Here is a 23,865-nt window from a genome sequence, read left to right on the forward strand (position 1 = left end):
AACGTTATGGATCGCAAGCCCATCAGGAAATGGATCGGTTGGGGGACGGGGGTACTCTTTGCATTAACAGGGCTACTCCTGATCGTGGTGGGATTACGTGAGCTACTAGCGGGTGATGCGGTGTTTGGGGCGGCGTTGATCATGATAGGCGCTGCCAATATCCCTGCTGCCAACCCGTTTCGCTCGCCGTCTGCGGGGAGAGCAGACGGATTAGCAAGGCAATCAAGCCGTGAGCAATTTACCAGTCTGGTCACGCAACTGATCGCAGCCGGTTTCGGACTGGTTGCCATCATTGCCACCCTGCTGATCATCTTCGGCCCGAGTGCGCTCAGCGACCTCGGCTGGACGGAATATGCCCTGCACTACACCGCCCTGGGTGTGGTGGTGGTGGTTGGCATGGTGTTTCTAAGCATCCTGATGCTCATGCGACGCCTGATCCTGCCGCGGTTGCAACAGGAGATTGAGGAGCGAGCACAACAGCTCAGTGAGCGGCAATCGCTCTTGCTGGCCCAACTGCGCGAGGCAGCAGCGCAAGAGGAGCGGAACCGGCTGGCGCGTGATCTGCACGATACGATCAAGCAGCAGTTATTCAGCATCAATATCGCTGCGGCAACTGCTCAAAGTCTGTATGAGCGCGATCCGGTTGGTGCTGCCCAGCATATCCAACATGTGCGTGACCTGACGCAGGCAGCGATGACCGAGATGAAAGCGTTGCTTACCCAACTGCGCCCGCAACCACTGGCAACCATTGGCCTGATCGAGGCGATCCGCGAACAGCTTGAAGCACTCCATTTTCGGGCAGAGGTCAGTACCGCGTTGCACCACGATGGCTTCCCTGATGAAGCGTTGCTGCTTCCTGGTACCCAGGAGACGGTGTTTCGGGTTATTCAAGAGGCACTCTCGAACGTGGCCCGTCACGCCCGCGCCCGTCATGTACAGGTCTCATTCGGGCAAGAGATGGTTGCCGGTAGAGACTGGCTCACCGTGACTGTTGCCGACGATGGGCGGGGCTTCGATCCGGCAACCAGTACATCGGGTATGGGAATGACCAATATGCGTGCCCGAATTGAAGCGCTCGGTGGCGAGCTGGCAGTGCGTTCAGCGCCACATGCCGGAACGACAATCCAGTTTCGGATTCCGCTTGCTGATAAGGAGAGACAACACGAGAAGGAGGTACGTATGCGCGAGGAGCGTTTACAGCACATCTTCACCATCAGTGGTCTGACTTCCTCGACCGGTATGGCGTTCGTTATCGGTGGGCTATCATTGACGCTAGTACTCCAGAACGCACCGCTGTACTTTGTAGGTATCGGTATTCTTGGTGTGCTGATCGGTGTTGGGCTGTTGCCGGTGATGATGAACCGGCGGCGGCGGGCACGTCCCTGGGCAACGCATTCGATCTGGCAGACGTTGCTGCGCTTCTACGACCTATTGACGGTGGGTTTCTTGCTGTCGATCATTGCCTGGGTGACATTCTCGCTACAAGCGTTTGTGCTCACGTTTCTGCTCGGAGTCGGGATTGTCGGTGTAGCAATTGCACTCATCCGCACACACCGTATCCTCAACGACCGCGTTGCAGAATGGGCAACGCAATCTACGTTGCGCACGCAGGTTCGGGAAAGCTGGTTCTCTCTGGGATTTGTGATCGGCTTTCAAGTGCTGGTCTACAGCGGGTTGTTCGGCTCGATGCAGGCAGTGAACCTGTTTCACGATACGCTTGATCGAAGCTGGTTTGTGTCGCTCCTGGCGATTGGCTATCCGCTGGTGATGATTCCGTACAGTGTTATCGGCCTGGTTATCAGTTATCACCACCTCCGACGGTTAACAGCCCTTAAAGGCGAGTCGTCTGTGGCTGAACCGGTGGTGGATAGCGGATTGCGCCGTCTGCGCAGCACGGCTGTCCTGCTCACGCTGGCCTACCATATCCTGTGCATCAGTGTCGGGGTACTGATCGAATTCCAGGTGCCATTCGGCGGCGTAGCAGCGATTGTGGCCCTGAGCATGCTGGTGGGCAAGTGGTGGATCGAACGTTCACTGACCGCACGAATTGCCGAATGGTCATCTCGCTATAGTCAGTTGTCGGCATTGACGATGTACGGTACGTTTCTCTTCACCTACATCTTCAGCTTCCTGGGGTTGCTGATAGGCGCGGTGATTGCGATGAGTCAGGGCGGGGTTAACGCATCGATCCAGGATGCTGTGATCGATAATTCACTTGCCGGCCTACCAACCGCAGCGCCGTGGATGATCTTCGGTTTTGGTACCTGGTGGCTGGGAATCTTCCCGTACCTTTTGCTCCAGACCATCAACACCTGGCGTCGTTTGCAGATCGTAGCGCGAGAGCAAGCGGACACGGCACAATCACTGTCAGATGGATAACGAAATGTGGATATGGATGCGGAAGCTTTGCTTCTGCATCCACGTAACGCAGATCGGGTTTTGTGGGAGGGCAACGCTCTCTTCATCTGGTTCGTCACATTAGTGGTGAGCAGGATGAAGCGTTCTCTGGCAAGCATATCACAGGCAAAGGAGTAGTACGGTGGCACATGTCATTCAACCGACGCGAAAGCATGACCGGATCGATCTTCTCGATATGTTACGCGGTTTCGCACTATTGGGCATTCTGCTCGTCAATATGGCCATCTTCAGTTTTCCGTTCCTTGCTCTGTTCACCGGCACACCACGTGGCGAAGGTGTTGTTGACCGTGTGAGCGAGTTTCTCATTCTGGCGCTGGCAACCGGTAAGTTTTACCTACTGTTCTCGTTTCTCTTCGGGTTGGGTATGTGGATGCAGATCGAGCGGGTGGAAGCAGCGGGTGGTAGGCCGGGGCGATTTATGGTGCGCCGCCTGATGATCCTGTTGGGCCTAGGACTGATGCATGCGCTCTTGATCTGGAACGGTGACATCCTCTTTATATATGCACTGGTGGGTTTGGTGGCGCTCTTGTTTCGGCGGTTACAATCACGTACCTTGTTGATCTGGATCGCAGTGCTGTTTGGGCTGCCATTGGGATTCACAGCTCTCGGCCTATTGCTCGGTGGCTCCACTGCTGGCGCAAGTGGTGAGACCGATCAATTCATGGCAATGATAAGCGATCTCGAACAACGGGCCATTGCAATCTACGGTAGCGGCTCGTGGGGAGAGATCTTTGTCTGGCGTGCATTTGAGTGGATCGCCGCAACGGTGTTCTACTTCTTTAGCGGGAATGTGTTGCAAATCCTGGCCTTTTTCCTGATCGGGATGTATGTCGGAAAGCGGCGACTTGTACAGCACCTGTACGAACAACCGGCTGTGCAGCGGCGGCTGCCGTTTGGTGGGATGTGTCTGGCAATCGGTCTGGTGGCTAACCTCACGCTGGCCTGGCTGGTAATATATGGCAACCTCGACAGCATCCTGGTCGGCTTACTGGAACAGTTGTTACTTATCGTCGCCCCCATCCTTACGTATGGGTATGTAGCAATGATCATTGGCCTTACTCGCAGCGATACCTGGCGGCGCTGGTTGCAGCCGCTGGCAGCAGCCGGACGCATGGCGTTGAGTAATTATATTGGGCAATCGATCATCTGCACATTAATCTTCTACAGTTATGGACTGGGCTTGTTCGGTCAGGTTGGAGCCTTCAACGGCTTGCTACTCACTTTTGTCATCTGGATTGCACAATTGGGGCTAAGCGTTGTATGGTTGCGCTTTTTCCAGTATGGACCACTTGAATGGATATGGCGTCGTCTGACCTACGCTACCCCACAACGGATGACTCCTCAGCCACAGCAGTCGTCGGTGGGTTGATAGCCGGTTCTGGCAGGTAACAGGGAGAGACCAAATGAGTCCGATTCGCGTTGCCCTGGTTGATGATCACAGCATTGTTCGGCGTGGACTGAGTGCGTATCTTGCCGCTCAACCCGATATTGTGGTTGTGGGTGAGGCGGCGAATGGTGAGAGTGCCCTGCAGATGGCATCGACCTGGCAGGCGGATGTGATTGTGATGGATGTGCTCATGCCGGGTGGAATCGATGGGATCGAGACTACCCGGCAGCTCAAGCGCCTGATACCACACACGCACATTATCATTCTGAGCGGGTATGCCGATGATGCGCGGGTGATCGGTGCCTTGCGCGCCGGTGCGATTACGTACATCGAAAAAGAGAGTCAACCAGAGCAGCTTCTCGAAGCGATTCGGGGCGCTATGACAGGGAAGGCAGTGCTGGCGCCGGCATTGATGCAGCGGATTCTCGAAGCTCAAACGTCCAAAGCCGCTGATACATTGACTGAACGCGAGCGCGAGGTGTTGAAACTGGTGGCCGAAGGTCTCACCAATGCCGAAATCGCGAGTCGGCTGACCGTCAGTGAAGAGACGGTTAAAACCCACGTCGCCAGCATCCTGCGCAAACTCGGTCTGGCTCATCGTACTCAGGCAGCGATCTATGCGTTACGGCATGGGCTGGTGAGTTGATGCATACCGGTGGTGGTACGCAGCCGTGCCCCTACCGCATCAATGCGCTCCATCGTAGCGGAAATGTAGTCCAGCTTGCATCCTGGGCTACCTGTTCACAACAAATTCACCCCCTACCTTCTATCTTCTATCTCCTATCTCCTCCCTCCTACCTCCCCGCCCCCATCAAAGCCAACAGCACACCACCGGCCACCACACTCGCAATCTGGCCGGCGGCGTTGGCTCCCATTGCGTGCATCAGCAGGAAGTTTTCAAAATCTTCTTCGTTTGCCAGCTTCTGCACCACCCGTGCTGCCATCGGGAAGGCGCTGATGCCGGCGGCACCGATCATGGGGTTGAACCGTCCACGGCTCAGGAGATTCAGGAATTTGCCGAACAGGAGACCGGCGGCGGTGTCGAGCGCAAAGGCCAGAATACCCAGGGCCAGAATCGCCAGTGTTGCCGGTTGCAGAAAGCGGGTTCCCTCCATAGTTGAACCAATCGCCAGGCCGAGGAAGAGGGTGACGATATTCGCCAGTTCCTGGGCCGAGGTGTTGGTTAAGCGCTGCACAACACCAGACTCGCGCATCAGGTTGCCCAGCATCAGCATGCCGATGAGCGGAATGGCGAAGGGCACCAGAATACCCACGATCACGGTGGTCACGATGGGAAACAGAATACGTATGCGGCGGCTGAGCGGACGGGTGACGTATGCCATCCGAATCTGTCGTTCTGCCGGTGTGGTGAGCGTGCGGATAATCGGCGGCATAATCACCGGCACCAGCGACATATAACTATACGCAGCAACCGTAATTGGGCCGAGGAGGTGGGGTGCCAGCAGACTGGAGACATAGATTGAGGTTGGCCCGTCAATGGCACCGATAATCCCAATCGAGGCAGCCTCTTCACGACTAAATCCCAGCGTCAGCGCGAGCAAGAGCGTGCCGAAGATGCCAAACTGGCCGGCAGCTCCCGTCAACACCATGCGTGGGTTGGAAAGGAGTGGACTAAAGTCGGTCAGCGCACCTATGCCGATAAAGATCAAGAGGGGGAAGAGTTCATTACCAACACCGGCATTGTAGAGGATGGTCAGCAAGCCATCCTCACCTGCTAACGGCGAGAGCGGGAGATTGGCCAGGAGCGCACCGGCACCAATCGGCAAGAGCAGTAGCGGTTCATACTGATGCACTATCGCCAGATAGAAGAGCAGGGCGGCAATCCCTATCATCACCAGCGATTGCCAGGAAAGCGCACCAATGCCGGCGAAGATGCTGGCGATCAATTCACTCATAGATCGTTCCATTCTCTGTTATTCAATCTGAGCCAGCGGTTCACCGTATCCGATACTTTGCCCGGTTTTGACCAGGATGGCAGAAATAACGCCATCACGTGGTGCACCGATGCTGTTATTCATCTTCATGGCTTCCAGGACGATGACCGGTTGACCGCGTTTGACCCGCGTACCAGGGGTGACCACGATCTGCAAGATTGTGCCCGGCATCGGTGCCCGAATAAGCTGATCGCTAACGGTCGTCGGTGGCGGAATTGACGGTGCGGGCGGCGCGGGCGGTGGTGTTGGTGCGTTTGGCATCGGTGGTGATACAGCCGGTAGCGATGCCGAACGGGTGACGGGGTCGCTTACCTCACGACTCTCGGTCAGTTGCACCTCGAATTCGCGGCCATCGAGCTGAACGATAAAGCGGTCACTTCCCGTCTCGGTGACAGCCACCGTGTAGGATTTACCGTTAACTGTTAATTGATAACGGCGCATAGCGTTCTATCTCCTTCGCTGCCAGCTCTGATTCTGGCGCGTGCGACCGGCGGCAACCCAACGACTGGCAAAGAGCAGACTCCCCGGCCAGTAACTGCGAACAGTTGGTGCAGCTTCCTGGCGTAAGGTTGCTGCATAGAGACGCACTGCAATGGTAATAGCGGCAAGTTCTTCCGGCGAAAGTGAGTCGGCAGTCGTTACCTCTGGTTCGGGTTCTGGCATCAGGTCTGGCGATTCTGCGGCGGCTGGCTGATCGAAACGAGTGAGCAGGTTGAGAATGCCCCACAGTAATGCCAGGGCACTAAACACCAGACTCATCCCTGTGACGGTGATGGTCAGGCCAAAACTGAAATCATTCATCGCCTTGCCCCCAGTTTATGATGGGTACAACCCATGTTTACGGGGTGGGTTCTGCTGCACTTTGGTACGCAAAATCTCAAGCGCACGGATCAGCCGTGGTCGGGTTTCAGCCGGTTCGATCACCTCGTCAATCTGACCCAGATCGGCGGCGTGGTAGGGGTTGAAGTAGCGGTGGCGGTAATCAGCGATAAACTGCTCCATCAGTTGAGCAGGATTCTCGGCGGTGCGCAATTCTTCACGGCGCAAAATGCGTACTGCGCCTTCTGCCCCCATCACCGCAATCTGGGCCGAGGGCCAGGCAAAGTTGAGATCGCAGCGCAACTGTTTGCTTGACATTGCGACATACGCTCCACCAATTGCCTTGCGCACAACAACCGAAATTTTGGGCACAGTAGCTTCGCTATAGGCGTAAATAATTTTCGCGCCGTGGCGAATTACACCGCCGTACTCTTGCTCTACGCCGGGCAGAAATCCCGGTGTATCGACAAAGGTGATGAGCGGGATATTAAAGGCATCGCAGATACGGACAAAGCGGGCAATTTTATCGCTGGCGTCAATATCAAGCGCACCGGCCATCACTGCCGGCTGGTTGGCAACAATGCCGACGGCATAGCCATCAAGACGGGCAAAGCCAACCACAGCATTGGGAGCGAAGAGCGGCTGGATTTCGAGAAAGCTATCGTAGTCGCAGATCAGGTTGATCAGGGTATGGATGTCGTATCCCTGCCGCTCGTCTACCGGTACCAGGCTATTGAGGGCCGGTTCAATCCGATCAGCACGGTCGTAGGGCATGATCTGGGGTGGGTCTTCATTGTTGTTCTGCGGCAGATAGCTGAGCAGCCGCTTGATCAACTCAATCACGGCCCGGTCGTCGGCAGCCGAGAGATGCGCGACACCGCTCCGCACGCAGTGTACCGCCGCGCCACCCAGCTCTTGCGTCGAAAGCTCGCGCCCGGACACTGCTTTGATCACATCAGGCCCGGTCAGGAACATATACCCGGTTGACTCCGACATAATCACGAAGTCGGTTAAAGCCGGCGAATAGACGGCACCGCCGGCGCAGGGGCCAAGGATTGCCGATATTTGCGGCACAACGCCAGACGCCATCACATTGCGCACGAAGACTTCACCATACGCTGCCAGGGAGCGAACACCCTCTTGAATACGGGCACCACCAGAGTCGTTCAACCCGATGATGGGAATACCGCTCTCGATAGCCAGGTCTTGCATGCGGCAAATCTTATTCGCCTGCACAGCCGAGAACGATCCACCCATCACGGTAAAATCTTGCGCAAACACGGCGACACGGCGACCGTTGATCTTGCCGAACCCGGTCACGATCCCATCACCGGGCACCCGTTGCTCGTCATTGCCGCGAGGGCTGCTGGCAAGGGCACCAATCTCCTGAAAGGAGTTGGGATCGAGGAGTAATGCCAGTCGCTCACGAGCCGTCAATTTCCCGCGGGCATGTTGTTGGGCAAAGCGCTCAGGGCCACCACCTTGCAACGCTCGTTCGCGTAACCGGAAGAGTGTTGCGAGCTGTTCTTCAAGAGTTTCCACTACCGTACCTCTTTGTATGCTGTTATTGCAGGCAAAGGCAGTATAGAAGAGATTGGGGGGTGGAGAGGAAAAGAATTCATTACTACAGGCAACTGTTTAGTAACGAAGAGTATCGTCGCGGTCAGATGAGGGGAAGGCTAGCGTTGCGCGTTGAACAGATGAACGATTCACATAACGCCGCCCAGACGTCAGGCTCTGGCTGTTCTGGAAATAGCGACGTGGCATAGGTTGAATCCTGTGCCACGTCGAAGCGTTTCCGCGCTATATTTCTGTATGCAAGCCTGTTCCTACCCGGCGCCTCCACCTGTGGCCAGTACAAACGCCATTGCCAGCAGTGCCAGCGTGTTTTGCAGCATGTGAAACAAAACGCTGGGCCAGATCGAGCCGCTCTGCTCGCGCAGATAACCGAGGCACAATCCGGCCACGAAGAGACCGGGTACCAGCACCGGAATGAAATGGACGACGGCGAAGATCGCGGCGCCAAGCACAATCGTGACCGCAGCACTGAAGCGGCGGCGTAGCAGATGGTGGAGCACCCCGCGGAAGAAGAGTTCTTCCACCAGGGGCACAATTCCGGCCACCAGGATCAGGAGTGCCAGTAACTCACTCAGGCCGAATGGTTGCCCCCCAGAGAGACTTTCGATCTGCGGGTTTTGGAACTCACCGAAGAGCAAAACCACACCAAGATTGGTTAGAAACATCATTCCCATCCCGAAAATAAATACCGGCGGGACGAGAGCCAGATACATCCAGTTCGGCCACTGAAGACCCAAATCGCGCCAATCAGCGCGCGGCCCGATCACGGCGAGGATCGTGCCGCCGATGATCAGGTAGAGTAACGTGCCCGCCAGGTAGGCCGGTGGGCTGATAAAACCGCGTGATGTGTCCCAGTTGGCGATGTCGGTTACGAAACGCAGGGCCAGTACCGTAAGCGAACCACCAACCCCAATGATTAACAGGGTGATGAACAGATCACGCCAGCCCCACCTCGGCGTCAGCGGCGGTTGTGGCCGGTCGAGTGAATTATCGTTGATCATGCTGTGGAAACTCCTTGTAGCAATGCCACGACATTGGCACCCAGGGCTTCGAGCGCATAACCACCCTCTTGCACAATCAGTGTTGGCAGGCCGAGTTGGGCAATTGATCGACCAATTGTTCGGTATGCTTCGGTGGTCAGCGCAAACCCGCCCAGGGGGTCGCCGGCAAAAGTATCGAAGCCGGCAGAAACCACCAGGTAGCGCGGGCCATAATCGGCAATCGCCTGCAATGCCTGATCGAGCGCCTTGAGATAACCGGCATCATCAATCCCTGCCGGTAGTGGGAAATTGAGGTTGTACCCTTCACCGGCCCCGGCCCCGCGCTCGTCGGCGTAGCCGAGGTAGTACGGATATTCGTAAGCCGGATCGGCATGGAGCGAGACGGTCAGCACATCATTGCGTTCGTAGAAGATGCTCTGAGTACCGTTGCCGTGGTGATAGTCAATGTCGAGCACAGCAACAGTTGGTGAACGCAATGCCCACGTTGCATCACCGCTCGTCTGGCTACGTGCCAGGTAGTCGGTAGCCAGTGCAGCGTTATTCAGGTAGCAGTAACCACCGGCCATCGCCGCCGCAGCGTGGTGCCCCGGCGGACGGCAGAGGGCATACGCACGAGCATCACCGGCGAGCAATGCCGCAGCGCCGGCCAGCGCCGTTCCCGCCGCCGAACAGGCAGCGGTGAAAGTGCCGGCGGTGATGGGGGCGCTCAGGTCAAAGGTGTAGCGTCCGGCAGCCGCTTGCGGGCAGTCGCTGCGCAATCGTAACCCCGGCAATGGCCATGCCGAGGGGAAGACCGGCGCCGACAATCCGGCAGCCTGCCAGCGTGTGCTGCTATTAGCCAGATACTCTAGGTAATCGGCGGTATGGATTGCCGAGAGATCGGCAATGGTGGCAGGTGGTGCTGCAATCGGCGGTGCAAAACCTGCCGCTGCCAGTGCAGCCAGGATGATCGCGACCCGCTGCGGTGTTTCGGCATAGGGCACGACACGACCGTCGAGTATCTCGAACGGTGGATTGTGATGGTGATGGTCGGCGCTTAGAAAGATGTTCATAGCTATATTGTAACGCAACTTGGGGGGAGGAGAGAGGAAATAGGAGAGAGAAGAGAGGACTGTGAAGAGAGAGTTTGCTCTTGCCCGCCGGAGGCCAGTCAGGAACACGCCCGGCCCCCGCTTCCCCACCGGCAGGCCAGCCCCGGAGGGGCTTCCACGGCTTGAGGCAGGGTTTTCACTCGCCGATGACAACCCCATTGGGGCTATCCAGGAGCACACCCGGCCCCCGCTTCCCCGCCGGTAGGCCAGCCCTGGAGAAGTGTGCATGCATTTGGGCAGGGTTTCAACCCACCGCCCTTACATTCTACTATCCCGTCTTCTGCTATACTGACGCCGCGGCATTCAGATATGGCCGGAGGAAGTGATGAAAATCTACAAAGCTCGCGCACCGATGCGTATCGGCTTTTTCGGCGGCGGTACTGATGTCAGTCCTTACGCTGAAGAGTACGGCGGTAAGGTGTTGAATTGTACCATCAATCTCTATGTCCGTTGTATGCTGACTACCAGCACCACGCCTGGCATTCTGATCCGTTCGCTCGATTTGCAAGAGGTCAGCCGGCAGGTGAGTGATCGTGAATGGGATGGCAAGCTGGCGTTGCCGCAGGCAGTTCTCGATGCACTACCGCAGTTGCGCCCGACAACGGCCGGTTACAAAATTACCATGTTCAGCGATGCACCACCTGGCTCCGGTCTTGGCTCGTCGTCGGCGCTGGTGGTCAGTATGCTAAAACTGTTGTACGCAGTCGCCGGCCAAAATGCCGATCCGCATCAACTGGCTGAACTGGCGTACCGGATTGAACGGGTCGATCTGGGTATTCCCGGTGGTCGCCAAGACCAGTATTCAGCCGTGTTTGGCGGTATGTGTGTGTACCACTTTGGCCGGGATCGGGTGATCGTCGAGCCGGTGCTCAGCGACCAGACGGCCCTGCTTGAGCTAGAGAGCTGTCTGATCCTGGGCTATATCGGTGACCGCCAGTTGCTCACTCGTCACCTGATGACCGATCAGGTGCAACGGTTGGTTAAGGGCGACACCTTGCGTCTGCATCACGAAACCAAAGCCTTTGTTGATACGGCAGCCCGTCTACTGCGTGAACAGCGGATTGCCGATTTCGGGCGACTGCTGCACGATGCATGGGAAGTGAAAAAGGCGTTTTCCCCGCACATCGCCCCCCCCATTGTTGAAGAGGTCTACGCTCTGGCCCGCAAGCACGGGGCCTGGGGCGGTAAAATTTCGGGTGCCGGCGGTGGTGGGTTCATGGTCTTTGCCTGTCCCTTCGACCGGCGGCTGGCTATTGAGCGTGCCTTAACCGAGGCTGGCGTAGTTGTCCGTCCATTCTCGTTTGTGACTCATGGTGTGCAATCGTGGGTGGTCGAAGAGCCGGATGTGTAAGTGATGCACTGTACCCACACCCCGACCTGCAAGGCAACCCGGTGAGCGTGGTACAATGCGGCGATGATGTAACAATGCCAGGCGCGGTACCCGCGCTCATCAGGTATCGTTAACGATGGCAACTTCTATTTGGAAACGAGTTCATCTGACAACTGCTCATAGTCAGACACACCGTTTGTCGGGTGTTGCGCTACCAGCATTCTGGCTGGCGGTATTCACGGTCGTGGTGCTCATTGTGAGCTACACGGTGCGTCCGCTGGTGGTCGTTGATGTGGGCGATAACCGCGATGGTGCCTTTTTAGAAAACTTCAATGCTCGCGAGATCGATGCGGCCGGCCCATTCGAACGGTTTGACTGGCCGGTAGGTGCGGCCTCGACTACTGTTCCCGGTAATCGTCGAGGGGTGTGGCTAGTGCGCATCGTAGCCCGGCCTGATGCCGATCCGATCATCTTGCAGCGCGAGTCGGCGGCGGCAGTGAATGGTGTGCGTGTCGAGATGCCGCGCCGCAGCGGGAGCGAGATGTTTGTCAAAATTCCCGCCCATATTGCAGCGGCACCGACCCTCACCTTTGAGCTGGTTTCGGCACTGGTCGGTGGTGAGACGCCGCCTGCCGGAGTACCACTGGCCGTCGAGCTGGCACCGGCCCGTACCTATCGCTGGAGTACCGATCAGAGCGAGATTCACTTTCCGCGCCTTGGACAGGGTTCCTGGATTGTACGGCTGGATGCTGTTGTCGCTCATCCTGACGGTTCACCGGTCAATGGCCGTATCCAGATCAACGGTGTCGAGCTGGCACGCTTACCGGAACAACCACAGTTGCGCCGTCTGCAATTGCTGGTGCCGGCAGCATTGATGGGGAGTGGCGATCTGACCGTATCGGTGCAAGCCGATCCGTTTCGCGATCCTCGTCCACTTGGCGTATTGATCGCCGATGTTGCCGTGGCTCCGGCCGCCAGTCCCTTGCCGGCAACAGTGATGCCACCACCGATGGCACTCTGTCTGGGGCTGTTTGTTGTTATCGGGATGTTTGCCTGTCTGGCACTGCTCACGGTAGACTTACAACGACGCTGGTGGTTAGACGCTACCGGCTGGGCTGCGGTGGCAATGGCGCTGGTCGTCGTTGGTGCAGGCTGGGCACTGATGGTCTATCGCTTCCCCGGCGGTCAGATGATTGACCGTCTCGCTGCGCTAACGGTGCTAAGTCTGGCTCTAACGCTGCTGATGCGACCGCTTACGCGCTGGTTGTTGCGGCAAACCGGCGTCAGCGTCACTCCTGCATTCACCGCAACGCTGCTAATCGTCTTTCTGGTGGGATTCTGGCTCAAAGCGATTGGCATGATCTATCCTTACTTTGTCGGGATCGATGTCTTCTGGCACATGGACAAGGCGCGACGGATTTTGTTTGACGGCGCTTTACCACTCTACTACAGTACCAACAGCCCACTGAATGAGACGACCATGCCTGTGGCTGAGTGGGGCCGGAACCCGCCGGTGATTCCGTATTCACCCTGGTTCCACATCCTGGCGATAGCCTATGCCATCTTTCCATGGCCGATGGAAATGACGGCCAACTTCGTGAGTCTTTTGATGGATATGTCGCGGGTCGTGCTGATCGCGGCGATTGCATTGAAGGCAGGGTTGTCACAGCGAGCAGCGCTGCTGGCAAGTGTGACGTATGTGGTGCTGCCGGTGACCTATCTGCTCCATATCTGGGGGAATGTGCCAACTGCCGCCGGCTTGTGGCTCAGTCTGCTGGTGCAGACGACGATCCTGCTGGCGTGGGATCGGCTGGGTGAGTGGAAGGTACAGGTCTGGTTTGTGCCGCTACTACTGCTAACCTTCCTGGTCTACACGGTTACCGGGGTCTTCACCGGGATATTCCTGGTGGTGCTGACTCTGCTCATCTGGCTCAATGCCCGGCGTGGCCCGGCGTGGCAGGCGTTGTTGCCGGGATTGCGCCCGCTCTGGGTGGCGACGGCTGCGGCAATCGGGTTGGCGATTGCGATCTATTATGGGCAGTACTTCCAGCCCATTGTTGAGCGAACACTGCCGTACATGGTGACGGTCTTTACCCGTGGGCCAGAGACGGTCGGTGTGTCACGGCCACCATTTCTGGAATATCTCTGGTCATTCGTGCCCCACCTTGGTTACCATATCTGGCCCAACCACTACCTGTACTACGGTCTGGCGATTCCGCTAATCTTCTTCGTGCCAGGGTATTGGGCGATGCGCTCGCAGCCACTGCTCTGGCTGGTGGCGTCGGCCTGGGGCACGGTGGCACTGCTCTTCTTGATCGCCGGCTATCGCATTTCGATGGTCGATAAGCAGCTCTTTTATCTCATTCCGCTGATCTGTCTGGCCTGGGCAATCATGGCTGATCGGTTGTGGGTGCGCTGGCCAGGTCGCTTATTCGTACTGGCGACGCTTGTCCTCTCGCTGGGGAGTGCGCTCTGGTTGTGGGTGATGCGGATCAGTATTTTGCCGGTGCAGAATTAGGTTCGTCGGCATGAGTGAATTGCTTGAACGGATTGATGAACAACTGGCTGCGGCGATTGATCCGTGGCTGCAACACATGATCTGGCGACGCGATTTTGCTGCATGGCGCGAGCGCCGGTTGCATCAGGAACAGTACCAGACCGAACGCCTGGCGCAGGTGCAGCAGGTGATGGGTCTGGTGTCCGACCTCCGTATCCTCGATCTGGGGGCCGGGATGGGCGGATTTGCGGTAGCGGCGGCACTGGCTGGGGCGCAGGTCACCGCCTGCGAATACAATCCGGCGTACTGTCGGATTATTCGCCTGCGGGCAGCCCGCTATCAGTTGCGCCTGCCAATCATCAACGCAGCCGGTGAAGCCTTGCCGTTGCCGGATGCAGCGTTTGATCTGGCGGTTGCCTGGGACGTGCTCGAACACGTCCAGGACCCCATCGCCGTGTTGCGCGAACTGGCGCGAGTATTGCGACCGGGTGGGCATGCGTTGATCACCGCCATTAACCGGCGGGCATGGATCGATCCGCACTACCACATGCGCGGTATCAACTGGTTGCCTAGGCCGGTGGCTGAACTGGTGATCGAACTGCGCGGACGAACCAAGCGCGGGGCGGCGTTTCGCGATATGCAACGGCTCAGTTCAATGCACTACTTTCACTACCACGAACTGGTGCGCATTTGTGAACGACTGGGCTTTCGCGTTACCGACCTCCGTGAACAGGCATTACTGGCCGGCAACTTGCCGAGTCGCCGCCCCTTGCGGCGGGCAATCCGGCGCGTCTTGCGCCAGATCGGGCTTGAACAGGCAGCGTACCGCTGGCAGCGACGCTTCTCCACCGGGATGTTTGAACTGGACCTGCGCAAGGAGGGCGTATGACGGCGCAGCGTCCGTCGCTGGCAACCCAGGTATCGCGGGCGGTGTTGTGGAATACCCTCTTTGCGCCGTTACGGTTGCTGGCCGAGGTTGTTGCCACCCTGGTCAAACTCAACCAGCTCTCGCAGGCCGGTTTCGGTTTGATTACGCTGGTGCGCGGAGCCAGCAACCTGTTTGGGACGGCCCTTGATCTGGGGATCGCCCGTGCGCTCCCCAAATATATTCCAGAGACCGAACGTATCGGTGGCGCACGGGCCGCCCGACGGCTGTTTCTGCTGGTCACCACGTTACAACTGGCGATCCTGGTGATCATTGCCATCGGTTTGATCGTTGCCCACCGGCAGATTGAGGGCTACCTGCAAGGACTCCTGCGCGGTGACATGACGGTCGAGGCAGTAGCCCGGGCCGAACTGAGCCAGTTTGTGGCTGAGTTTCACTGGCTGATTATTGGCGCGATCATCATTCTCTTGGGGCTGGGAGCGCTCTACGATCTGCTCATGGCGGTTCTGAGTAGCTTCTTCCGGCAAAAGGCGTGGAACAGTATTGCACTGGTTGCCGGGTTGCTCCCCCAAATTCTGGTCGTCGTCGCTATCCTGGCCCTACCCGACCGCTGGGATATTCTGGGGGTGTTGATCGCAATGGTCATCGCGCCGGCAATTGCCGTGGCGCTGGCAGGCTGGCAGGTGTGGCGCCTGCAAGCCGGGTTGACCGAAGAGCCTGCTCCCGGTATCCTGACCGATCTGTGTGACAGTCTACGCGATCTGCGCCGGGTACTCCCCCCCGGTTTTGTCCGCTATGCCGGCGTTTCGTATGTTATGACGGCGACCGATTTTATTGCCAGTTTCGAGTTCATCAACTTCTTCAACAGCGATATTCGTGATGTCTCGTTACTGGCTGCCGGTGCGTTGCTGGTACGCATGGCACTGAGCTATCTCTACACACCACTGGTTGGGGTGCAGGTGCCGCTGTTCACGCGGGTACGCCAGGGTGAGGGCGGCACCACCAATGGCGCCTACCAGTCGCTGATCCGCCTGCAACTCCTGCTGATGGCACCGGGCGGCGTTGGATTGATGCTGCTGGCCGGGCCAGGATTGCTGGTCATCAGTCCCCAGTATCTCGACGCTACACCAATTGTGTGGGTGCTGACGCCTTGCCTGTTTGGCGAGAGCATGCTTACCACCGCCCATAATGCACTCATGGTCAATGAGCGTCTGGGAACGGTGCTTACCGCCCGGCTGGTGGCCTTACTGACAGTGGTAATGCTTGGATTCTGGTTACCGGCGCAGTTTGGATTGTTGGGAATGGCGCTGACGTTTGGCCTGGCGCGCATCGCGGCCGGTCTCTGGGCGACGCTCGCCGGTATGCGAGGGCTGGGCTTGCGCTGGCCGTGGCGTTTCACGCTGCGCGTGAGTATTGCGACGGCGCTGATGGGGCTGGTGGTCGCCATACTGCGCAATCTGATCGCCCTGCCGGCGGGTGATGTTGACCTTATGACACGCCTGGGACTGGCTCTGCAATTGCTGCTGCTGGCCGGAGCCGGTGCGTTGATCTTCCTCGTCGCACTGCGGCTGGTCGGTGGTCTGGAACCGGCAGACCGCGATCAGGTGTTGAAATGGCGACTCCCGTTCCGCAGCGTGATTCGGCGCCTGATCTGAGGGAATCTGTGATGCGAGAACACCAAAGCCTGCTAACGGCGTCTGTTCGTCCGTGGCATCTCCTGAGCGATACGCACAAAATAGCTCTTATGCGGACAGGAGCAGCGTATCTGGCGATCACGCTCCTGGTGATCGGGATCAACTGGTTGCTGGCGAACGTTAGCCAACCGTTGACTCTCGCCCCGGCGAGTGCCAGCCGCTGGCTACTGGCCGGATTGAACCAGGTCGAAACGAGCGAATTTGGTGATTTTCGCTGGACAGATGGCGAGAGCCGGGTGTGTGTTGATGGGGTTGGTTATGCCCCGCGTAGTCTGGTCCACGTGCGACTGGCGGGTGGCTATGCCCGTGCACTTGGTACCGAAACCGCCAGTCTGCACGTCGGGCAGGCAGCGCCGGTCACTGTCGCCCTGGCACCAGAATTGCGTCGTTACACCCTGTTGACCGGTTCTGATCAGCAGCCGGGGGCAGCGGTGTGTCTAACGATTCAGAGCAACGCAGTTCGCGATCCGAACAATCCGCGCTGGCTTGGTGTTCCCTTCCATGGCTTGACCGTCCAGCCGCTTGCGGCGGCAGGTGCCGTGATGCCGGCACCACAGGCGTTGGCCGTTGGCCTCGCGCTGTCGATTGGCTGGCTGGCAATCTTGCATCTGAGTGGTGTGCCGCTCTTGCTGGCAACCATCATAGTAACGCTTGGCAGTGGTCTGATCGGGTACAGCTTGGCCGCAGGGCTGGTGCCGTTCGGCGTTGGCACCCTGCGCTGGGCCTTGCCAACGGTCGGCGGTATCTGGATGGGCGTGGCCGGCCTGGCGATAGCCCGCTGGTGGCCGCTGCGCCAGGATTGGCTCAATGAACTAGCTGCCATCCTCTTCTGGAGTATTGCCATGCTCGGCGCATTCTGGCTGCTGCAATGGATCAGCGGCCACAGCGGAGTCTGGCCACTCAAATCGCGGATCGATCCCTCACCAACGTGGTGGGTGGTATTGCCGATTGCGGTTGCCGTCATCTGGTTCGTGGTCGGCTTCCGCTGGCTGCACCGTCCGCTCGCACCGGTACCGGTAGTGGTGTATACCCTGATCGGTGCATTCGGTTTGCCAGTATTATTTGACATAACTGTTCACGGGTTGGACGCGCCAATTGCCCTCTTTCGTGACAGCCCCTACGAATACCTGCGCGACACGCCGCAGGTGGCCGGCGATCCGCTCGGTTTTCTGACCAACTTCGAGACGATTGCCCCTGGTCTTTCGGTGCACGGCAGCACGCACCCACCGGGCGCAATCCTGTTCTTGTGGCTGATAGAGCAGCTTTTCGGCGCGGGGGCAGTGTCAACCAGTTGGATCACGATTGTTCTCACCGCCTGCCTGCCGTTGATTGCGGTCTGGCTTGGCTGGCAGTTAGGAGGGGGGCGGCTGGGATTGATGGCAGGCATGATCGCCGTTGTGCTTCCCGGTCAGATAGTGTACGGTGTCACCGCGCTGGATGGCGTGTTCAGTCTGTTGATCGCCACCGGTGCAGCCGCCTTCTTTCTCGCGCTTGAACCACCGTATCGGCTGTGGCTGGCGGTAGTTGCCGGTCTCGCGATTGCTGCCGCGCTCTTTATGACCTACGCGGCCACCCAACTCTTCTTCTTTGGCGTTGCTGCGGTCGGGTTTGCGCTGGTGCGTCATACACCGCACCAGGGATGGCGCACGACGCTGATTGCACTTATCCGCCAGGGTGCCGTGACCGCCGGGATTATCATTGTCATCTACCTGATCATCTTCGTCACCACCGGTTTCAATGTCATCAGTGCATCACGAACCGCAACAGTGATCAACGGCGAGATGATGGAGCGTTTTCGCGAATACGGGCCACCGCCAACGCCGTTCCTGCCCCCCAGCTACGACTATTACCTGCGGTTTGCGGCAGCCAACCTGGTTTCGTATCTGGTCTTTCTGACTCCGTGGGCACTGGCTGCACTCAGCATGCTCTATCTGCGGGCAGTCAGCGTTGGCTGGCAATCACCGTGGGCAGTGTTACTGGGAGCACTGGGTGTTTTTGTCCTTGGTATGTGGCTGAGCGGCCTGTTCAACCGCGAGGTTGAACGAATCTGGATGTTTACCTACCCGCTGGCGGCAGTCCTGGTCGCATACCAGATCAGTGACGATTCGGAACGCCGGCAACGGTGGCGGCTGGCAATCTATCTAGGTTTGACCCTGACCTTTGTTGTGGTGATGAAATTGACGCTCTACACCATCTGGTAAGGTATGCGCATCGCCCTCTACAACCTGACCACCACCATCAAGATCGGTGGTGTAGAGAGTTTTGTCTGGGATCTGGCTCGCGAACTGGCCCAGCGCGGTCATGCGGTTGATATTCTGGGTGGGGTCGGAAATCGGCGCGAAACGGCACCGGGAGTACGTGTACTCACCTTCCCGTTTGTTTCGCGTCGCTTCTGGCAGGCATTCCCGCCGCTGCGCCGGGCTTATGCCGAAGCAAAGCTGCTGGAGCGGCTGACGATGGCGATTGCCGCACTTCCCACGCTGGTGCGCGAGAAGTATCAGATTATCCATCTGCAAAAACCATACGATCTGGCACCGGCGCTACTGGCACGCCGGCTTAGCGGAGCACGTGTCATTCTCGGTTGCCACGGCGAAGACTTTTACCGTGGCGATACCTGGCTGGCACGGCAGGTGAACGCTGTGGTCTCGTGTTCGCATTTCAATGCGCAAACGATTGCCGGTCGCTATGGCTTCATGCCAGAGGTGGTTTTCAACGGGATTGATACCAGCCTGTTCCGTCCACAGCCACCCGATCCGATCCTGCGTGAACGGCTCGGCGTGTCACCGACTGTACCCCTGCTCCTCTTTGTTGGTCGGCTACAACCGTGGAAAGGGGTAGAGACGGCAATTCGGGCCCTATGCCACATCGATCAGGCAATGCTGGTGATTGCCGGTGATGGCGAAGATCGGCCACGGTTGGCGACGATTGCGCGTGAACTCGGTGTGAGTGAACGGGTTCGCTTTCTGGGGAGTGTGTCGCGCCAGCATCTGCCGGCGCTCTACGCTACTGTCGATCTGCTGCTGGCAACCAGCTATGCCAGCGAAACGTTTGGTATTGGGCCGGTTGAAGCGCAGGCGTGCGGATTACCGGTTGTGGCAACCCGTTTCGGTGGCTTTCCCGAAGTCGTCGCCGACGGTCAGACCGGGCTACTGGTACCGCCTCGCGATCCGGCGGCACTTGCTGCGGCTGTCAATAGCCTGCTCTCCGATCCGGCACGTCGGGCAGCGCTGGCCGCGGCTGCGCCGGCGTGGGCAGCGCAATTTGCCTGGCCGGCGGTAGTGGATCGGATAGAAGCGGTCTATCGGGCTGTCCTGCAAATTAACTGACGGTACGGTTTACCGGTTATCGTTACTCTACAACAACGTGTGACAAGCCATGCGCATTTTGATCATTGGACTTGGCGGTATCAGTCGTCATTTTCGTAACTGGCCCGAACGCACCCTGGGACAGGCACTGGTGGCCGCCGGGCATGAGGTGATGGCACTTACGTACTGGCAACCCGATCAGCCCCATCTCGGCCTCACGGCTCGCAGAGAAGAGATTGATGGCATCGCGGTACGGCGGGTACGACCGCAGCTTTGGCCTGGTCGCGAAACAATTGCTGCGCTTGAGTCGTTACCGCGGCCCGACATTGCTCACGTCATCCATCCGCGTAACGTGCTGGCATTGCAGGCCGTGCGCTGGCTGCGCAGACACAACATCCCCATCGTGTGGACATGGCTCGGCCCCTACCATGATCGCTGGCTGGTTGCCAACCGGGAACGGCCTTACGAATCTTCCATCCATCCTGAACGGTTAATCTACTCGTTACCGCAGATCGTTCGGCGTGGTTTACGCGACTGGCAGTGGCGTGATCACTGGCGCAACTACGCCATTCACCGCCCGTTGCGCGATGTCGCTGCCTTCATCCCCTGTTCACACCACGAAGCGCAGGTGTTGCGCTCACTCGGATTCAACCAACCGATGACAGTCGTTCCGCTCTGGCTCGACATGCACTTTATGAACGGGCCGGCACCGACCCTGGAACCGGCCTTCACCTATCCGATCATTCCCTACATCGGCCAACTGACCCCCCGCAAAGGCTATGATCTGCTGGTTGCCGCAATGCCGACGATCATTGCCCGCTATCCACAGGCCAGCTTCGTCTTCGTCACCCATAACCCTGCGCAACGTGCCGAGCTGCAACGGCTGGCCGCCGAGGCCGGTGTCGCGGCAAATCTCCACTTTCTCGGTACGCTGAGTGAGGAACAAAAGCTCGCCCTTCTACGCGCCAGTGCCGTCTTACCGTTTCCATCACGCTACGAAGGATTCGGGCTGCCTGTTCTGGAAGGCATGGCCGCCGGTGTTCCGGTCGTCAGCACCGATATTCCGGTCATCAATGAACTTATCCGCGACGGAGAAGATGGTCTGCTTGTACCCTATAACGACACGGCTGCGCTGGCGAACGCAATCCTTCGCCTGCTCGATGATGAGACACTGCGTACCCGAATCATTGCTGGAGGGCGGCGAGCAATAGCCGAACGGTTTGCACCACAGCGACTGGTTACTCAGGTGTTGGCAGTCTATGAGCAGATGGTCAGGAGTGGCAACACGTCGTGAAGGGCTGGTCAATGATTGCTTCGTAGGAGTTGTATTACCAGTATGCAGAAGCAGGCGGGTAGTAGCAACACGTGGTGAAGGGGCTGGTCAATGATTGATTGCCTCGGCGATGACACACCGTATGAACCAGATTTGATATAACACCCGCATCGAAACATCCTCGCCCATATCTATCTCCTCCTTCCCATCTCCTCCTTCCCATTTCCTATTTCCTCTCCCCTATTTCCTCCTCCCACTTTGACAGACAGCGCCGTATTCTTTATCATAACAATACTCACCTGCATCTACGCCATGCTGCGTACAAGTTTCCCGTTCCCCGTTGGACTGAAAAAGATGTTGTTTTTCACAATTGGAGTAGAGCAATGCATCAAGATATTTCATTGTTGGCAAATCTGGCTATTGCATTGATGGTGGCCTTCGCCGGTGGCTTGCTGGCCCGCAGAATTGGCCTGCCGACTATCGTCGGCTACCTGCTGGCCGGGATGGCGATTGGTCCGTTTACCCCTGGCTTTGTCGGTGATGTTGAAGACATCAGCCAGCTTGCCGAAATTGGCGTGATCTTTCTGATGTTTGGGGTTGGTCTCCATTTTTCTCTGAAAGATTTGTGGGCTGTGCGCCAGGTGGCATTGCCGGGCGCAATCTTGCAGATGACGATTGCCACTGCGCTGGGGTTTGCGCTCAGCCAGGTATGGGGATGGGCGCCGTTGTCAGGCCTGATCCTTGGTCTCTCCATCTCGATTGCCAGTACAGTGGTGCTGTTGCGGGGATTGATGGATAACGGCCTGTTGAGCACCAGTGCCGGACGGATCGCCGTCGGCTGGCTGGTGTTGGAAGACCTGGCAACGGTGTTGATCCTGGTGTTGTTGCCGATTATCTTTGGTGGTCAGGGAGAGCAATCATTCCTATCCGGCACCTTCTCGCTGCTAAAGGCCGCGTTGTTTGTGGTCGTGATGCTCTTCATCGGCAGACGACTCTTGCCGAAGTTACTTGACATAATTTCGAATACTCAATCCCGCGAGTTGTTTATTCTCGCCGCGGTTGCAATTGCTCTAGGGACAGCGTTCGGTGCCGCTGCGTTCTTCGATGTCTCGCTGGCCCTGGGGGCGTTTCTGGCCGGTGTGGTGCTGAGCGAGTCGCAGTTTAGTCATCAAATTGGCGACGATGTACTTCCCTTCCGCGAGACATTTGCTGTGATCTTCTTCGTCTCGGTAGGAATGATTGTGAACCCGCTGTACCTGTGGGCAAACGCTGCACAGGTGCTGACCCTAACCGCCCTGATTGTGTTAGGCAAGGCGTTTTTCACCCAGTTGCTCGGTTTTGTGTTGCCGGCGAGTGGCCGTACCATGCTGATCGTCGCTGCCGGTCTCAGTCAGATTGGCGAGTTTTCCTTCATTCTGGGAAAGGCCGGAATGGGGCTTGGTTTGCTCTCGCAAGACCAGTACTCGCTTATTCTTGCCGGTTCACTGCTGTCGATTATGGTGAATCCGCTGATGTTTCGTTCCATCAAACCTATCGAACGGTTCATGCAGCGATTGTCACCGCGCCTCTGGGAGCGCTTCGATCGCTATCCCCTCCAGCCCGCCGATCTAGCTCTCCCCAAAGAGGGGCATGTGGTGGTGGTTGGCTACGGGCGGGTTGGTCAACACATTGTTACCGTCCTTGAACGGCTGGGGATTCCGCGTCTGGTGGTTGAGATCGATTCGGGGCGGGCTGCCGAATTTAATGCCCGTGGTATTCCCACGCTCTTCGGCGATGCTGCCAATTCCGACGTGCTGATCCATGCCGGTCTGGAACGAGCGCGGGCGCTGGTGGTGACCCTGCCCGACGAGACGGCAACCGAAATGGTGGTGGCGGCGGCACGCAAGATCGCGCCGAATCTCCCGATCATTGCCCGTGCGGCGACAACGAAGGGGGTAGGCCGTCTGCTCAATCTCGGTGCGCACGATGTCATTCATCCCGAACTGGAAGGCGGTCTGGAAGTTATGCGCCATACGCTGCTCTGTCTCGGGTATCCGGCCACTCAGGTGCAGGGCTATACCGATGCCGTGCGGCGTGACGAGTATGACACCTCGATCTCCAGCCCCGCCGAGCACCAGGCACTCGATCAAATGGTACGCGCTGCCCGCGGGATCGAGATTGCCTGGCGGCTAGTTGGCGAACGCAGTCCAATCGTCGGCCAATCGCTGGCCGAGGCGAATATTCGTGCCCGCACTGGCGCCTCGGTGATCGCGCTGATCCGCGATCAACAGCTCATTGCCAATCCCAAGTCGAGTACCATCTTCCGCCCCGGTGATCTGCTCGGTCTGATCGGTGAGAGCGATCAGATCGCGGCTGCCGAGCAGTTACTGGCTGACACACCGGTACTAGCACTAGCGCTGGCCGAGGAGCGTATCGTGTGAGGAGATGTCTAACTCTCTCACCACACACCCCCTGGCCCCCGCTCCTTTCCCATCGCTATGCATGACCCACATATCGCGCTGCGTTAGGCCAGGCTGCACGCGCTCCCCCTGGCGCAGACTTCCAGCCTGCGTGGAGGCATCCTCACCACCACCGTCAGGTGCTGGCCGTGGCCGCTGGTGCGCAGGCACGAACCTGGTACAACCAAACGTC

Annotated in this window: 17 protein-coding genes; 11 read left to right on the forward strand and 6 right to left on the reverse strand. The window is 58.1% G+C overall.

Annotated features, from left to right (window positions below):
* The first annotated feature begins 6 nt into the window (after positions 1 to 6).
* From VAE55_RS09185 to VAE55_RS09195, 3 genes are all read left to right on the forward strand, one after another.
* Complete coding sequence (locus VAE55_RS09185; protein ID WP_416181182.1) at positions 7 to 2,379, forward strand: sensor histidine kinase; 2,373 nt, start codon at positions 7 to 9, stop codon at positions 2,377 to 2,379.
* Between the two features lie 160 nt (positions 2,380 to 2,539).
* The gene (locus VAE55_RS09190) at positions 2,540 to 3,787 is read left to right on the forward strand and encodes a DUF418 domain-containing protein (RefSeq protein ID WP_322815486.1); all 1,248 of its coding nucleotides are present in this window, start codon (positions 2,540 to 2,542) and stop codon (positions 3,785 to 3,787) included.
* Positions 3,788 to 3,821: 34 nt separating this feature from the next.
* A complete protein-coding gene (locus VAE55_RS09195; protein WP_322815487.1) occupies positions 3,822 to 4,451 on the forward strand; it encodes a response regulator transcription factor in 630 nt (209 codons plus the stop codon).
* A gap of 148 nt (positions 4,452 to 4,599) precedes the next feature.
* Here the strand turns inward: VAE55_RS09195 and VAE55_RS09200 are convergent, their stop codons facing one another.
* The 6 genes from VAE55_RS09200 to VAE55_RS09225 all read right to left on the reverse strand — a co-directional run bounded on the left by VAE55_RS09200 (position 4,600) and on the right by VAE55_RS09225 (position 10,210).
* Positions 4,600 to 5,721 carry a sodium ion-translocating decarboxylase subunit beta gene (locus VAE55_RS09200; protein ID WP_322815488.1) on the reverse strand — a complete coding sequence of 374 codons (1,122 nt, stop codon included), beginning with the start codon at positions 5,719 to 5,721 and terminating at the stop codon, positions 4,600 to 4,602.
* Between the two features lie 18 nt (positions 5,722 to 5,739).
* Complete coding sequence (locus VAE55_RS09205; RefSeq protein WP_322815489.1) at positions 5,740 to 6,201, reverse strand: biotin/lipoyl-containing protein; 462 nt, start codon at positions 6,199 to 6,201, stop codon at positions 5,740 to 5,742.
* Positions 6,202 to 6,207: 6 nt separating this feature from the next.
* Positions 6,208 to 6,561: an OadG family protein gene (locus VAE55_RS09210; RefSeq protein WP_322815490.1), complete on the reverse strand. Its 354-nt coding sequence runs from the start codon at positions 6,559 to 6,561 to the stop codon at positions 6,208 to 6,210.
* A gap of 15 nt (positions 6,562 to 6,576) precedes the next feature.
* Positions 6,577 to 8,121, reverse strand: coding sequence for an acyl-CoA carboxylase subunit beta (locus VAE55_RS09215; RefSeq protein WP_322815491.1), 1,545 nt, complete (start codon positions 8,119 to 8,121; stop codon positions 6,577 to 6,579).
* A gap of 287 nt (positions 8,122 to 8,408) precedes the next feature.
* Complete coding sequence (locus VAE55_RS09220) at positions 8,409 to 9,158, reverse strand: type II CAAX endopeptidase family protein (protein WP_322815492.1); 750 nt, start codon at positions 9,156 to 9,158, stop codon at positions 8,409 to 8,411.
* Entirely contained in the window at positions 9,155 to 10,210 is a 1,056-nt protein-coding gene (locus VAE55_RS09225; RefSeq protein ID WP_322815493.1) for a histone deacetylase family protein, read from the reverse strand. Before VAE55_RS09225 ends, VAE55_RS09220 begins: the two co-directional genes overlap by 4 nt.
* Before the next feature lie 364 nt (positions 10,211 to 10,574).
* On the opposite strand from VAE55_RS09225, the gene VAE55_RS09230 reads away from it, so the two are divergent.
* The 8 genes from VAE55_RS09230 (at position 10,575) to VAE55_RS09265 (ending at position 23,654) form a co-directional block, all read left to right on the forward strand.
* Positions 10,575 to 11,600 carry a GHMP kinase gene (locus VAE55_RS09230; protein ID WP_322815494.1) on the forward strand — a complete coding sequence of 342 codons (1,026 nt, stop codon included), beginning with the start codon at positions 10,575 to 10,577 and terminating at the stop codon, positions 11,598 to 11,600.
* 115 nt (positions 11,601 to 11,715) lie between these two features.
* Complete coding sequence (locus VAE55_RS09235; protein ID WP_322815495.1) at positions 11,716 to 14,097, forward strand: hypothetical protein; 2,382 nt, start codon at positions 11,716 to 11,718, stop codon at positions 14,095 to 14,097.
* Positions 14,098 to 14,107: 10 nt separating this feature from the next.
* Positions 14,108 to 14,965 (forward strand): class I SAM-dependent methyltransferase, encoded by an 858-nt coding sequence (locus VAE55_RS09240; RefSeq protein ID WP_322815496.1) that lies wholly within the window; start codon positions 14,108 to 14,110, stop codon positions 14,963 to 14,965.
* Positions 14,962 to 16,617, forward strand: a complete 1,656-nt coding sequence (locus VAE55_RS09245) for a polysaccharide biosynthesis C-terminal domain-containing protein (protein WP_322815497.1) — start codon at positions 14,962 to 14,964, stop codon at positions 16,615 to 16,617. Before VAE55_RS09240 ends, VAE55_RS09245 begins: the two co-directional genes overlap by 4 nt.
* Before the next feature lie 11 nt (positions 16,618 to 16,628).
* Positions 16,629 to 18,857: a hypothetical protein gene (locus VAE55_RS09250; protein ID WP_322815498.1), complete on the forward strand. Its 2,229-nt coding sequence runs from the start codon at positions 16,629 to 16,631 to the stop codon at positions 18,855 to 18,857.
* Positions 18,858 to 18,860: 3 nt separating this feature from the next.
* Positions 18,861 to 19,982: a glycosyltransferase family 4 protein gene (locus VAE55_RS09255; RefSeq protein ID WP_322815499.1), complete on the forward strand. Its 1,122-nt coding sequence runs from the start codon at positions 18,861 to 18,863 to the stop codon at positions 19,980 to 19,982.
* A gap of 49 nt (positions 19,983 to 20,031) precedes the next feature.
* Positions 20,032 to 21,255 carry a glycosyltransferase family 4 protein gene (locus VAE55_RS09260; RefSeq protein ID WP_322815500.1) on the forward strand — a complete coding sequence of 408 codons (1,224 nt, stop codon included), beginning with the start codon at positions 20,032 to 20,034 and terminating at the stop codon, positions 21,253 to 21,255.
* A gap of 362 nt (positions 21,256 to 21,617) precedes the next feature.
* On the forward strand, positions 21,618 to 23,654 hold the full coding sequence (locus VAE55_RS09265) for a cation:proton antiporter (protein ID WP_322815501.1): 2,037 nt from the start codon (positions 21,618 to 21,620) through the stop codon (positions 23,652 to 23,654).
* Positions 23,655 to 23,865 lie beyond the last annotated feature (211 nt).

The sequence above is a fragment of the Chloroflexus sp. genome, from assembly GCF_034432675.1.
Lineage (GTDB): Bacteria > Chloroflexota > Chloroflexia > Chloroflexales > Chloroflexaceae > Chloroflexus.